This window comes from Paenibacillus sp. FSL F4-0236 (assembly GCF_038000135.1).
GTDB lineage: Bacteria > Bacillota > Bacilli > Paenibacillales > Paenibacillaceae > Paenibacillus_AQ.
On the sequence record NZ_JBBOBK010000001.1, the window covers coordinates 5,997,544 to 6,011,307 of the forward strand.

Annotated in this window: 10 protein-coding genes, 10 tRNA genes and 3 rRNA genes; all 23 read right to left on the reverse strand. The window is 47.0% G+C overall.

Annotation, left to right across the window (positions count from 1 at the left end; genetic code table 11):
• The 23 genes from NSQ29_RS26675 to NSQ29_RS26785 all read right to left on the reverse strand — a co-directional run bounded on the left by NSQ29_RS26675 (position 1) and on the right by NSQ29_RS26785 (position 13,745).
• The gene (locus NSQ29_RS26675; RefSeq protein WP_179281711.1) at positions 1-510 is read right to left on the reverse strand and encodes an acyltransferase; all 510 of its coding nucleotides are present in this window, start codon (positions 508-510) and stop codon (positions 1-3) included.
• Positions 507-1,163, reverse strand: coding sequence for a pyrophosphatase PpaX (gene ppaX, locus NSQ29_RS26680; protein ID WP_076286834.1), 657 nt, complete (start codon positions 1,161-1,163; stop codon positions 507-509). The genes NSQ29_RS26675 and ppaX overlap by 4 nt, the downstream gene beginning before the upstream one ends.
• Positions 1,164-1,168: 5 nt before the next feature.
• Complete coding sequence (lgt, locus tag NSQ29_RS26685) at positions 1,169-2,200, reverse strand: prolipoprotein diacylglyceryl transferase (protein WP_042183990.1); 1,032 nt, start codon at positions 2,198-2,200, stop codon at positions 1,169-1,171.
• 12 nt (positions 2,201-2,212) lie between these two features.
• Complete coding sequence (gene hprK / locus NSQ29_RS26690) at positions 2,213-3,151, reverse strand: HPr(Ser) kinase/phosphatase (protein ID WP_042183988.1); 939 nt, start codon at positions 3,149-3,151, stop codon at positions 2,213-2,215.
• A 210-nt stretch (positions 3,152-3,361) separates the two neighbouring features.
• Positions 3,362-4,483: an ABC transporter ATP-binding protein gene (locus NSQ29_RS26695; RefSeq protein WP_042123255.1), complete on the reverse strand. Its 1,122-nt coding sequence runs from the start codon at positions 4,481-4,483 to the stop codon at positions 3,362-3,364.
• A gap of 114 nt (positions 4,484-4,597) precedes the next feature.
• A complete protein-coding gene (locus tag NSQ29_RS26700; protein ID WP_042183986.1) occupies positions 4,598-5,692 on the reverse strand; it encodes a PucR family transcriptional regulator in 1,095 nt (364 codons plus the stop codon).
• 149 nt (positions 5,693-5,841) lie between these two features.
• Positions 5,842-5,914 (reverse strand) — tRNA-Lys (locus NSQ29_RS26705).
• A gap of 5 nt (positions 5,915-5,919) precedes the next feature.
• Positions 5,920-6,005, reverse strand: a tRNA-Tyr gene (locus tag NSQ29_RS26710).
• Positions 6,006-6,014: 9 nt separating this feature from the next.
• A tRNA-Phe gene (locus NSQ29_RS26715) sits at positions 6,015-6,087 on the reverse strand.
• Between the two features lie 66 nt (positions 6,088-6,153).
• Positions 6,154-6,231: transfer RNA gene (locus NSQ29_RS26720), tRNA-Asp, on the reverse strand.
• Between the two features lie 13 nt (positions 6,232-6,244).
• A tRNA-Thr gene (locus tag NSQ29_RS26725) sits at positions 6,245-6,320 on the reverse strand.
• A gap of 33 nt (positions 6,321-6,353) precedes the next feature.
• A tRNA-Val gene (locus NSQ29_RS26730) sits at positions 6,354-6,429 on the reverse strand.
• A gap of 8 nt (positions 6,430-6,437) precedes the next feature.
• A tRNA-Met gene (locus tag NSQ29_RS26735) sits at positions 6,438-6,514 on the reverse strand.
• Between the two features lie 30 nt (positions 6,515-6,544).
• A tRNA-Ser gene (locus NSQ29_RS26740) sits at positions 6,545-6,636 on the reverse strand.
• 82 nt (positions 6,637-6,718) lie between these two features.
• Positions 6,719-9,647 (reverse strand): 23S ribosomal RNA (locus tag NSQ29_RS26745).
• 138 nt (positions 9,648-9,785) lie between these two features.
• Positions 9,786-9,861: transfer RNA gene (locus NSQ29_RS26750), tRNA-Ala, on the reverse strand.
• 21 nt (positions 9,862-9,882) lie between these two features.
• A tRNA-Ile gene (locus tag NSQ29_RS26755) sits at positions 9,883-9,959 on the reverse strand.
• 45 nt (positions 9,960-10,004) lie between these two features.
• Positions 10,005-10,121, reverse strand: a 5S ribosomal RNA gene (gene rrf, locus NSQ29_RS26760).
• Between the two features lie 124 nt (positions 10,122-10,245).
• Positions 10,246-11,803 (reverse strand): 16S ribosomal RNA (locus tag NSQ29_RS26765).
• Together the 16S, 23S and 5S rRNA genes with 10 tRNA genes alongside form the textbook arrangement of a ribosomal RNA operon.
• Positions 11,804-12,105: 302 nt before the next feature.
• Positions 12,106-12,363, reverse strand: coding sequence for a pro-sigmaK processing inhibitor BofA family protein (locus NSQ29_RS26770; RefSeq protein WP_371915754.1), 258 nt, complete (start codon positions 12,361-12,363; stop codon positions 12,106-12,108).
• A 43-nt stretch (positions 12,364-12,406) separates the two neighbouring features.
• On the reverse strand, positions 12,407-12,658 hold the full coding sequence (locus tag NSQ29_RS26775; RefSeq protein WP_339268124.1) for a DUF2508 family protein: 252 nt from the start codon (positions 12,656-12,658) through the stop codon (positions 12,407-12,409).
• Positions 12,659-12,794: 136 nt separating this feature from the next.
• Positions 12,795-13,394, reverse strand: coding sequence for a recombination mediator RecR (gene recR, locus NSQ29_RS26780; protein ID WP_042123249.1), 600 nt, complete (start codon positions 13,392-13,394; stop codon positions 12,795-12,797).
• Positions 13,395-13,433: 39 nt separating this feature from the next.
• On the reverse strand, positions 13,434-13,745 hold the full coding sequence (locus NSQ29_RS26785; protein WP_042183982.1) for a YbaB/EbfC family nucleoid-associated protein: 312 nt from the start codon (positions 13,743-13,745) through the stop codon (positions 13,434-13,436).
• Between the last annotated feature and the right edge of the window lie 19 nt (positions 13,746-13,764).

The window sequence follows — 13,764 nt, forward strand, 5'->3', positions numbered from 1 at the left end:
TTACACTTGTTCCGAAGAATCTTCCGATGAAGCTGGACGTAGCTCTCGCAGTGGATTGCCTCCTACAAAAGAGCCAGCCGCCACATTCTTGTGTACTACTGATCCTGCGGCAACAACTGCCCAATCACCGATGGTTACACCGGGAAGAATCGTTGTATTCGCGCCAATCAATACATTTTCACCAATCACTACTTCTCCCAGGCGATACTCCTTGATTAAATACTCATGCGCCAGAATCGTCGTGTTATAACCGATAATAGAGTTCTCACCCACCGTTATTTTTTCCGGAAAAAATACATCCACCATCGCCATCAGACCGAAGGAAGTATGCTTGCCTACCTTCATCCCGAGAATCCGACGATAGATCCAGTTCTTTAACGGTAGAATCGGGCAATAACGGGCAATCTGAATAAAAATAAAGTTGCGGACACCCTTCCACGGGCTGACCGTACGGTAAATGTACCAAAGTGAGTTATGACCTTCTACAGGATATCGGGTTACGTTTCTCACGATTCACTCGTTCCTCGCTCCACAATTTCTATAATATCCTTCATGTTATGGATGATATAGTCGGGATCATACTTGCGGAGAGTCTCTTCGCCTTTTAAAGACCACGATACTCCAGCCGCATATACACCAGCAGCTTTTGCTGACTGAATATCAACCGTACTGTCACCCACCATAAGAGTTTTACGAGGATCAACGCCAAGGTTATTGACTGCTGTCAGAACAGGCTCTGGATGTGGCTTTGGTTCAGTAACATCGTTCACCGTCACAATCGTATCCATGTACTTTAGCAAATCAAACATCTCAAGTGACTTAATCGTTGTTGGACGAATTTTTGTGGTCACAATCCCCATTTTAATTCCACGACGTAAGAGCTCTTCCATTGTCTCATTCACTTGAGGAAAGGGACGTACTAACTCATCGTGATGTTCATAATTATAAGAACGGTAGGATTTCTCAAGCGCACCACTTACATCCTCAAGTCCAGAGAAGACTCTCATCTGTTGCTGAAGGGTTGTGCCCATATGCGGAATAATCTCTTCCCTAGTGAGTGGAGCTAGACCATTGTCCTTCAGCGCGTACATAAACGAACTAATAATTAGCTCATTCGTATCGACAATCGTTCCATCTAGATCAAAAAGAACGCATTCTATCATAAGCTTTACTGCTCCTTCTTATCTCCATCCGCAGGCTGTCCTTGCTCAGGTTGAGCCCCGTGACGAGCTTTCTGCGGTGTATTTACTGCGCTTTCAGGCACTATAGTATCTGCTTTGATCGGTTTAGTACATACGATAGGATCAGAATAATGTGCTTTAGGCTCTCCAGTGACCCTACGAATAATGATAAGCAGTACAGCTGCGACGATGATCAGTAGAGCAAGCAGCTGAGAAATACGAATATTTCCATAGCTTGGGTCCAAGTATCCTTGCTCAAAGCCTAACCATTCCATCGGTTTCCACAATCCGTTCATAAAGGATGCCAAACCTGCACTTCCATTAAAGGCCAAGCTGTCCGTACGTATGGCTTCAATGAAGAAACGACCGATGGAATACCATATAAAGTAAGACATGAAGATCTCACCGGCACGCACAAACTTCTGGCGACGAAGGACCATGAGTAGCGCGATACCCAGTAAGCTCCAAAGAGATTCATATAAGAAGGTCGGATGATGAAAAGCATCCCCTATGTACATTTGGTTCACGATGAAGTCAGGTAAATGCAGTTTATCCCGTAAAAAAGACTCTTCAACCACGCTGCCGTATGCCTCTTGGTTGACAAAGTTTCCCCAGCGTCCAATCATTTGACCCGCAAGTAGTCCAGGTGCACAAATATCAACGATACGCCAGAAGGGGTAGCCTTTATAGCGGAAATAAATAATTCCGCAAATAATGGCTCCAATTAACGCACCGTAAATGGCGATGCCACCATTCCAGATCTTAAAGACATCTATTAAATTATCCTTATAATCCTCCCATTTAAACGCTACAAAGTAAATCCGTGCCCCAATAATGGCCGAAGGCACACCTAGCAGCAGCATATCCATAAAGAATTCTTGTGGTATACCAAACCGTTTGCCCTCGCGGATCGCAAGAAATAACCCCGCGAGTGCACCGAAACCTAGTATTAATCCGTACCAGTGTACTTGCAGTGATCCAATTGAGAAGACAATAGGATTTAGTGCTAATGGGAACATTCTCTCACACTCCTAATCGAGATCATCCATATCTTCAGATATGGTCGCAGTTAGCTTATTCGTGAACTGCAGGGCTGCATTAAAGCCCATTTGTTTCAGGCGATAGTTCATCGCTGCAACCTCTATAATAACTGCAAGGTTACGTCCTGGGCGTACGGGAATCGTTACAAGCGGAACATCTGTGTCAATAATCCGTGTCGTTTCCTCATCAAGTCCAAGTCGATCATACTGCTTGTCTTGCTGCCAAGCTTCCAATCTAACAACAAGTGTAATCCGTTTATGATTACGAATGGCACCCGCACCAAAAAGTGTCATTACATTAATGATACCTACTCCACGGATCTCCAGTAAATGACGGATTAACTCAGGGGCTGTACCATGCAGCTGGTTATCTGAAGTCTGACGGATCTCTACGGCATCATCAGCAATCAATCGATGACCGCGTTTTACAAGCTCAAGGGCTGTTTCACTTTTACCAATCCCACTACTACCCGTAATTAGCATACCTACACCATATACATCACAAAGTACGCCATGAATAGTCGCCGTAGGGGCTAATTTCCCTTCTAGGAAGCTCGTCAAACGGCTGGAGAAAATAGTCGTAGCCATCGAGCTGCGAAGCACAGGAAGAGCCTTTTCATTACTTATGTCAATTAACTCCTGAGGCACTTCCAAACCACGTGTAATTACAATACAAGGTGTGTTATCATTACAAATTCCACGAAGTCGACTTTTCCGCTCAGCTTCGGGCAGCATGGAGAAAAAAGCGAGTTCTGTTTTGCCTAGCAATTGAACACGTTCTTCTGGATAATATTCAAAATAACCAGCAATCTCTAGTCCAGGGCGATTCAGGTCATCGACCGTAATGGGTCTCTTTAGACCTTCCTGGCCGGAAATAACCTCTAATTGAAAATGCTGTACCAATTCAGATACTTTTACTTTCTTAGCCATGTAATTTCGTCCTTTCGTCACCTGCGGTATTTGTCCGCTTACTGCGTCCGGTTGGCAGCGATCTCTTTACATTCCGGAGGTAATTCTCCTGCTATCTTAATTGATAACGCTTATGAATGCAATCTTAGCGCCTAACCAAACAGGGGCCATCTAAACAATAAAGCCACCCTTTCGGGTGGCTTTATCAAGAGAGAAAAGATCTTTACAATCTTATCCCAACAAAATGTTAGCTTCGGATTCTTTATCAAAGAAGTGAATTTTGTTCATATCAATAGCCAATTTAGGCTTGCTGCCTTCGCGAGTAGTGGAACGTCCATCTACACGAGCGATTACAGTAGATTTACCAAGGCCGCTCAAGTAAAGGAGCATTTCGTGACCAAGGTTTTCAGTAACATCAACCAATGAAGTGAAGATTGTGTTCGGGGAAGCTTCCAAGAATACTGGCTCTTCATGGATATCTTCTGGACGAACACCCATGATTACTTCTTTACCGATGTAACCTTTGTTGCGGATGATTTGAGCTTTTCCGCCTGGTACTTCAACATCAAGGTTCTCAGCACGGAAACGGATAGAACCGCTCACTTCGGACAAAGTACCATTGATAAAGTTCATTGTAGGGGATCCGATAAATCCAGCTACGAACAAGTTTGTAGGTTCATTGTACAACTCTTCAGGGGAAGCTGCTTGTTGAATGATACCATCATACATAACTACGATACGATCACCCATTGTCATAGCTTCTGTTTGGTCATGCGTTACGTAGATACAAGTAGTTTCAAGGCGCTTAACCAGTTTAGTGATTTCAGCACGCATTTGACCACGAAGTTTAGCATCCAAGTTGGAAAGAGGCTCATCCATCAAGAAGACTTGTGGATCACGTACGATAGCGCGTCCCAAAGCGACACGTTGGCGTTGACCACCGGAAAGCGCTTTTGGTTTACGATCTAGCAAATGCTCGATATCAAGAATTTTAGCAGCTTCGCGAACTTTCTTGTCGATTTCATCCTTCTTCACTTTACGAAGTTTCAAACCGAAAGCCATGTTTTGGTATACGCTCATATGCGGATACAGGGCGTAGGATTGGAATACCATCGCGATATCGCGGTCTTTAGGTGCAACGTCATTAACTACACGATCGCCAATGTACATTTTACCTTCGGAGATTTCTTCCAAACCAGCGATCATACGCAAAGTTGTGGATTTACCGCAACCGGAAGGTCCAACCAATACTAGAAATTCCTTATCTTTAATATCAAGATTGATATCGATTACTGTTGCTTTATCTGAACCCGGGTATTTTTTGAAAATATGCTCTAAACGTACGCCTGCCATTGTATTTCCCCCTCGAGTTAATTATTAATTAGTTAATATAAAAATTCTGTTTCCTTGTACATTTATATTACCCCAGTCGGGACACTATGGCTATTTGTAAGGTTCACAAAAAACCTATTTCCTTTTCGTCACTTTATACAAAAGCATAGTAAGCTTAACAATAGCAGCGTCCCCAAAGCTTCGTACATCTGCTCCGGTCTCTTGTTTTATCTTATCCAGACGATAAAGCAGCGTATTACGATGGATATACAACTTCTTGGCGGTTTCACTTACATTACAGTCCATCTCAAAAAAAGTCTCCAAAGTCAGCAGCATTTCTTTATCTGATAGTACAGAGGAGTAGTCACCAATTTGTCCAAGCAACTGTTTGCGGCGTACATCAGGAATGCTGTTAACCAGACGTTCCAAATGCAGTTCCCAAGGTAAATGAATATACTCTCCTACTTGAAAAATACGACCAAGTACAATCGTCTCCCTGAGCAAAGCTACAGATCCAGTCAATCCCTTAACAGGGACTATAGCCGGAGCTACTGCCAAATGGAATACCCCTACCCATTCACTAGCTATCAGCTCATGTAACCCCATACTAGTCTGTGCTAGAAGATCATCTACACTCTCTTCTTCATCATCCTTATCATCCCCGCCCGTAAGTAATTCTTTACGAGCTAAAATTAACCATTCCTTCTCTTGAAGGGGAATGAGCAGAATTTCGTTCTCAAAATAGCTACGCAGTAATTTCATCAGTGAACGATAAGAGATCTGTGGACTATGGGCAATCTCACTACTTAGGAGGAATGGAATCATATCTCCGAACAGACGTCCCTTTAGGGTGATCTCATCGGGAATTTCAGTGTCATTTTTCTCTTGCTCTAGCTCCGTGTTCAACCAAGCGCCAAGCTGCCGCGCCTCCACTTCACCTTCTTCTCTAAGCCCTGTAGCTTTAAGTGCAATAGCAAAATTTCGAACTGCATAGTTGACCAGTTGTACTTCCAGAGAGGTGAGCCCCTCCATTTCTACCCAGACAGCGGTTATACGTCCGTCACTCTCATACAAAGGTGCCCAGAGATGACCCTCATGGATTACCAGCTGATCCTGTCCTTCTAATCCCATGCTAAAAAGAGAAGCTGAATGCTGCCTCCCTAACTGCTTGATTCCGGTTCTCTTTCCGGTGAGCTGCTCTAATTTTTTCCGCAATGTCTCACTATCCATAGTCACCATGCTCCACCACTTTTGCTCTTTTCGCCTATTTTAGCATATTCTCTTATATTATGTTAATCGCTACAGTAGCGCGCTACTATAATACAACCATAAAACACAAAAAAAGCCACCACCATAAGGTGATGACTTTCTGTTTGGGATGAGCCATGAAGGACTCGAACCTTCGACACCCTGATTAAAAGTCAGGTGCTCTACCAACTGAGCTAATGGCTCATAAATGGTGGGGGATGATGGATTCGAACCACCGAACACGTACGTGAGCAGATTTACAGTCTGATGCGTTTGGCCACTTCGCTAATCCCCCAGGGAAAAGTGGCTCGAGACGGATTCGAACCGCCGACACGAGGATTTTCAGTCCTCTGCTCTACCGACTGAGCTATCGAGCCATATTAAATTGACATAAAAATAAAGTGGTAGCATTAAACTTCCCACCCTAGTCTTGTGGAAAAAAATGGCGGAACCGACGAGATTCGAACTCGCGATCTCCTGCGTGACAGGCAGGCATGTTAGGCCAACTACACCACGGTTCCGCATTGATAATAATGGTGCCGGCGAGAGGACTTGAACCCCCAACCTACTGATTACAAGTCAGTTGCTCTACCAGTTGAGCTACACCGGCACGGTGTAAAAAGTAATTCTAAAAAAGTAATAATGGTGGAGGCTGAGGGGATCGAACCCCCGACCCTCTGCTTGTAAGGCAGATGCTCTCCCAGCTGAGCTAAGCCTCCAGGTATTATGGTAGCGGCGAAGGGGATCGAACCCCCGACCTCACGGGTATGAACCGTACGCTCTAGCCAGCTGAGCTACACCGCCACAATAATTAGAAATGCTATGGATTGAAAATGGCGGAGAGAGTGGGATTCGAACCCACGCACCGCTTACGCAGTCTAACCCCTTAGCAGAGGGTCCCCTTATAGCCACTTGGGTATCTCTCCAAACGATATCAGTACCACAGCAATCCAAACAGGAATTTGACTCCCTGAAAACTGAATCCGAATTGAATTTGCGTTCTAAGTATAGGATAAGCCCTCGACCGATTAGTATTGGTCAGCTCCATGCATTACTGCACTTCCACCTCCAACCTATCTACCTCGTCGTCTTCAAGGGGTCTTACTAATTGGGAAATCTCATCTTGAGGGGGGCTTCACGCTTAGATGCTTTCAGCGCTTATCCCGTCCGTACGTAGCTACCCAGCCATGCTCCTGGCGGAACAACTGGTGCACCAGCGGTACGTCCATCCCGGTCCTCTCGTACTAAGGACAGCTCCTCTCAAATTTCCTGCGCCCACGACAGATAGGGACCGAACTGTCTCACGACGTTCTGAACCCAGCTCGCGTACCGCTTTAATGGGCGAACAGCCCAACCCTTGGGACCTACTTCAGCCCCAGGATGCGATGAGCCGACATCGAGGTGCCAAACCTCCCCGTCGATGTGGACTCTTGGGGGAGATAAGCCTGTTATCCCCAGGGTAGCTTTTATCCGTTGAGCGATGGCCCTTCCATGCGGTACCACCGGATCACTAAGTCCGACTTTCGTCCCTGCTCGACTTGTAGGTCTCGCAGTCAAGCTCCCTTATGCCTTTGCACTCTTCGAATGATTTCCAACCATTCTGAGGGAACCTTGGAACGCCTCCGTTACTCTTTAGGAGGCGACCGCCCCAGTCAAACTGCCCGCCTGACACGGTCCCCGTACCCGGTAAGGGTACTAGGTTAGAACCTAGATACGATCAGGGTGGTATCCCAACGGCGCCTCCACCGAAGCTTGCGCTCCGATTTCTACGGCTCCCACCTATCCTGTACAGATCGTACCCAAATTCAATATCAAGCTGCAGTAAAGCTCCATGGGGTCTTTCCGTCTTGTCGCGGGTAACCTGCATCTTCACAGGTATTAAAATTTCACCGGATCTCTCGTTGAGACAGCGCCCAAGTCGTTACGCCATTCGTGCGGGTCAGAATTTACCTGACAAGGAATTTCGCTACCTTAGGACCGTTATAGTTACGGCCGCCGTTTACTGGGGCTTCGGTTCATAGCTTCGGGTTACCCCTAACCACTCCCCTTAACCTTCCAGCACCGGGCAGGCGTCAGCCCGTATACTTCGCCTTGCGGCTTCGCACAGACCTGTGTTTTTGCTAAACAGTCGCTTGGGCCTTTTCACTGCGGCCCCCTCGTGCTATTCACACTACCGGGGCACCCCTTCTCCCGAAGTTACGGGGTCATTTTGCCGAGTTCCTTAACGAGAGTTCTTCCGCGCGCCTTAGAATTCTCTTCTCGCCTACCTGTGTCGGTTTGCGGTACGGGCACCTTCTCCTGGCTAGAGGCTTTTCTTGGCAGTGTGAGATCATGACCTTCGCTACTATAATTTTCGCTCCCCATCACAGCCCAGCCTTAATGATGTGCGGATTTGCCTACACATCAGCCTCACTGCTTAGACGGACATATCCATCAGTCCGCGTCACTACCCTCCTGCGTCACCCCATCGCTCATAGCGGATTACGGTGGTACAGTAATTTCAAACTGTTGTCCTTCGACTACGCCTTTCGGCCTCGCCTTAGGTCCCGACTTACCCTGAGCGGACGAGCCTTCCTCAGGAAACCTTGGGCTTTCGGCGGATCAGATTCTCACTGATCTTTTCGTTACTCATACCGGCATTCTCACTTGTATGCTGTCCAGCGCTCCTTACGGTACACCTTCAACCCACATACAACGCTCCCCTACCCCAGATACATACGTATCTAGCCATAGCTTCGGTGGTGTGTTTAGCCCCGTTACATTTTCGGCGCAGAGTCACTCGACCAGTGAGCTATTACGCACTCTTTCAATGGTGGCTGCTTCTAAGCCAACATCCTGGTTGTCTGTGCAACTCCACATCCTTTCCCACTTAACACACACTTGGGGACCTTAGCTGATGGTCTGGGCTGTTTCCCTTTTGACAATGGATCTTAGCACTCACTGTCTGACTCCCGGCAATAAGTATATGGCATTCGGAGTTTGACTGAGCTTGGTAATCCTTGCGGACCCCGCACCCAATCAGTGCTCTACCTCCACTACTCTTATACCGAGGCTAGCCCTAAAGCTATTTCGGGGAGAACCAGCTATCTCCGAGTTCGATTGGAATTTCTCCGCTACCCCCACCTCATCCCCGCATTTTTCAACATGCGTGGGTTCGGGCCTCCAGTGCGTGTTACCGCACCTTCACCCTGGACAGGGGTAGATCACACGGTTTCGGGTCTACGTCCACATACTAAATCGCCCTATTCAGACTCGCTTTCGCTGCGGCTCCGTCTTCTCGACTTAACCTTGCATGTTAAACGTAACTCGCCGGTTCATTCTACAAAAGGCACGCCATCACCCATAGATAGGGCTCTGACTTTTTGTAAGCACACGGTTTCAGGTTCTATTTCACTCCCCTTCCGGGGTGCTTTTCACCTTTCCCTCACGGTACTGTTTCACTATCGGTCGCCAGGTAGTATTTAGCCTTAGCAGATGGTCCTGCTGGATTCATACGGGGTTTCACGTGCCCCGCACTACTCGGGATCCGTCTCGGAGAGAACACAGTTTAGGCTACAGGGCTTTTACCTCTATCGCGGGCCTTTCCAGACCTCTTCACCTACCATATTCCTTTGTAACTCCATGTGAGACGTCCCACAACCCCTAAGAGCAAGCTCTTAGGTTTAGGCTGTTCCGCGTTCGCTCGCCGCTACTGACGGAATCACTATTGTTTTCTCTTCCTCAGGGTACTTAGATGTTTCAGTTCCCCTGGTCTGCCTCTACATCTCCTATGTGTTCAGAGATGAGTAACTGCGAATTACCACAGCTGGGTTTCCCCATTCGGACACCCCCGGATCAAAGCTTGCTTACAGCTCCCCGAGGCAGTTTCGTTGTTCGCCACGTCCTTCGTCGGCTCCTGGCGCCTAGGCATCCTCCGTGTGCTCTTATTAGCTTAACCTCGATTTTTCCTAAGAAAAATCTCACTAATAACATTTACTTGTTTACACAAGTTGCTAAAAGATGTTCTAAAACGCAAATTCGTTTCGGTATCCAGTTTTCAAGGATCAAGTTTAAAGAAGGTATCGAATTAAAATTATGGTGGAGCCAAGCGGGATCGAACCGCTGACCTCCTGCTTGCAAGGCAGGCGCTCTCCCAGCTGAGCTATGGCCCCATAAAAGGATATAATGTCATATGGTGGGCCTTGGTGGACTCGAACCACCGACCTCACCCTTATCAGAGGTGCGCTCTAACCAACTGAGCTAAAAGCCCATATAACATATATAATATTGTGAATCAACCAAAGAATGGTTGTCCGCTTGGCGGCGTCCTACTCTCCCAGGACCCTTCGGTCCAAGTACCATCGGCGCTGGAGGGCTTAACGGTCGTGTTCGGGATGGGTACGTGTGGAACCCCTCCGCTATCGCCACCAAACGCATACGAAAGAGACTTGCTCTTTCAAAACTGAACACGAGTGAGTGTTCGAACCCGAAGGTTCTATAATGGAAGTTTAACTTCCGATTTGAATGTCTTCATTGCAGAAGACGATTCTCCATAGAAAGGAGGTGATCCAGCCGCACCTTCCGATACGGCTACCTTGTTACGACTTCACCCCAATCATCTACCCCACCTTCGGCGGCTGGCTCCCTTGCGGGTTACCCCACCGACTTCGGGTGTTGTAAACTCTCGTGGTGTGACGGGCGGTGTGTACAAGACCCGGGAACGTATTCACCGCGGCATGCTGATCCGCGATTACTAGCAATTCCGACTTCATGCAGGCGAGTTGCAGCCTGCAATCCGAACTGAGACCGGCTTTGATGGGATTGGCTTCACCTCGCGGTTTCGCTTCCCGTTGTACCGGCCATTGTAGTACGTGTGTAGCCCAGGTCATAAGGGGCATGATGATTTGACGTCATCCCCACCTTCCTCCGGTTTGTCACCGGCAGTCACTCTAGAGTGCCCAACATTACTTGCTGGCAACTAAAGTTAAGGGTTGCGCTCGTTGCGGGACTTAACCCAACATCTCACGACACGAGCTGACGACAACCATGCACCACCTGTCTCCTCTGTCCCGAAGGCCGCCACTATCTCTAGTGGATTCAGAGGGATGTCAAGACCTGGTAAGGTTCTTCGCGTTGCTTCGAATTAAACCACATACTCCACTGCTTGTGCGGGTCCCCGTCAATTCCTTTGAGTTTCAGTCTTGCGACCGTACTCCCCAGGCGGAGTGCTTACTGTGTTAACTTCGGCACCAAGGGTATCGAAACCCCTAACACCTAGCACTCATCGTTTACGGCGTGGACTACCAGGGTATCTAATCCTGTTTGCTCCCCACGCTTTCGCGCCTCAGCGTCAGTTACAGCCCAGAAAGTCGCCTTCGCCACTGGTGTTCCTCCACATATCTACGCATTTCACCGCTACACGTGGAATTCCACTTTCCTCTTCTGTACTCAAGTCACCCAGTTTCCAGTGCGACCTCAGGTTGAGCCCAAGGTTTAAACACCAGACTTAAATGACCGCCTGCGCGCGCTTTACGCCCAATAATTCCGGACAACGCTTGCCCCCTACGTATTACCGCGGCTGCTGGCACGTAGTTAGCCGGGGCTTTCTTCTCAGGTACCGTCACTCCGATAGCAGTTACTCTACCGGACGTTCTTCCCTGGCAACAGAGCTTTACGATCCGAAAACCTTCATCACTCACGCGGCGTTGCTCCGTCAGACTTTCGTCCATTGCGGAAGATTCCCTACTGCTGCCTCCCGTAGGAGTCTGGGCCGTGTCTCAGTCCCAGTGTGGCCGTTCACCCTCTCAGGTCGGCTACGCATCGTCGCCTTGGTGGGCCGTTACCCCACCAACTAGCTAATGCGCCGCAGGCCCATCCCTCAGTGACAGATTGCTCCGTCTTTCATTCTTTCTTCAGGAGAAAAAAGAAATTATCCGGTATTAGCTACCGTTTCCGGTAGTTATCCCAGTCTAAGGGGCAGGTTGCCTACGTGTTACTCACCCGTCCGCCGCTAAGTCATTTTGAAAGCAAGCTTTCAAAATGACTCCGCTCGACTTGCATGTATTAGGCACGCCGCCAGCGTTCGTCCTGAGCCAGGATCAAACTCTCCAATTAGTATTGAAAAGAGCGATATGCTCATTTTGAAACATCTGACGAGAAAATTAATTCTCTAATTTTGGATTTCACTTTCGTGATTTCCCACTCACTCGTTGTTCAGTTTTCAAAGATCAATGTCTCATCTTTCGTTGTCGTTGCTTGTCAGCAGCGACCTTTATAATATATCACAGCACCTTTGTTTTCGTCAAGCGTTTTTTTAATTTCTTTTTTTCGCTTACCGTTTCAGCAAGTTGTTAATCAACATCTTGTCCAAAGGGGCGAGACTTAATGTATCATATTTTTCAAACTCACGTCAAGCATTAAAACAAAATAATTCTTAATCCTATTAACATTACTACGCCTGGAAGGCCAAGAACCGTTACTGCGCCTATGGTTGCGGGATTCAAGGGAATATGAACTTGTGTGATTAAACCCGAGAAATTCACTACATATATCGCGAGCGCAGCCAGTACCAAATGAGCTCCGAACAGACTAAGCCATCCAAAGCCAAGTTTTTTCCGGAATACAATTACACTCAACAATACAACCGATATGACCAGTACTCCTATAGCTAACATTCTTAGCATGTTGATCCCTCCTATATTTCCATTTGGTTAGCGCCTACATCTGACTGCTATTTAATCCAATGCTCTTTGCATGTTTAAGATGTATCTGATACTTGCGCTCTGCTGCCTCTAAAATATAAATAGCATAATCAATTTGATCTTGACCCAACGCTTCATCAAACATTAGGTACGCTCTCTCCCACTCAGATTGCGCCTTACGAACCTCCAGCAACGTTTCCCAGCCCTCCGTATCTTTTCTACCCTGTTCTTCATCTACTCCCCGCCACAATGAGCTCCACCATCCCATTACTCATTCCTCCTCAGAATAATTTCGATGCAAAATTACATCTCGTTATTCTCATTCATATCGGGATAGGGACAAACTTAGAACAAAAAAAGGAGGCCCAGGGGGCCTCCTTTTGAAAAACACGACTTTAGAGCTACTAGAATAGCTCACGACGACCTTCCAACGCTTTGGACAAGGTAACCTCGTCAGCATATTCAAGATCGCCACCAACAGGCAAGCCATGGGCTATTCTGGTGATTTTAATCTCAAAAGGCCGAACTAAACGAGAAATATACATCGCCGTTGCCTCACCCTCAATGTTGGGGTTAGTCGCCATGATAAGCTCACTCACTCTTTCATCACTCAAACGAGTCAATAATTCCTTCAAGCGAATATCATCAGGGCCAATACCTTCCATAGGTGAAATCGCACCCTGAAGAACGTGATAATACCCATTAAACTCTTTGGTTCGTTCTATTGCCACCAAATCCTTGGAGTCTTGGATCACACAGATTACTGAAGGATCTCTAGTTTTGTCCTGACATATCTTACACGGGTCCGTATCCGTAATATTACAGCAGACGGAGCAATAATGAAGATTACGCTTGACACTTACTAGCGCTTTAGCAAAATCAATGACGTCATCCTCTTTCATGTTAAGCACATGAAAAGCTAACCGGGCGGCTGTCTTCGGCCCAATCCCGGGCAAGCGCGTAAAAGCATCGATCAGCTTGGCTAGCGGTTCGGGATAATACAAATTAATAATTCTCCTTTAGACGAAAGTGGAGTGAGTGAATTAGAACAAGCCTGGGATCTTCATTCCACCAGTAAATTTACCCATATCATTGTTCGCAAGGTCTTCAGCTTGAGTCAAAGCATCATTAACTGCAGTGATTACCAAATCCTGTAGCATTTCAACATCTTCCGGATCAACAGCTTCTGGCTTGATTTGGATAGAAAGCAACTTTTTGTGGCCATTAACTTGAACTGTAACTACTCCACCACCTGATGAGCCTTCAATCACCTTGCCACCTAGTTCTTCTTGAGCCTTAAGCATTTGCTCCTGCATTTTCTTAACTTGCTTCATCATTTGGTTCATATTATTCATACATCATCTCTCCTTTGGA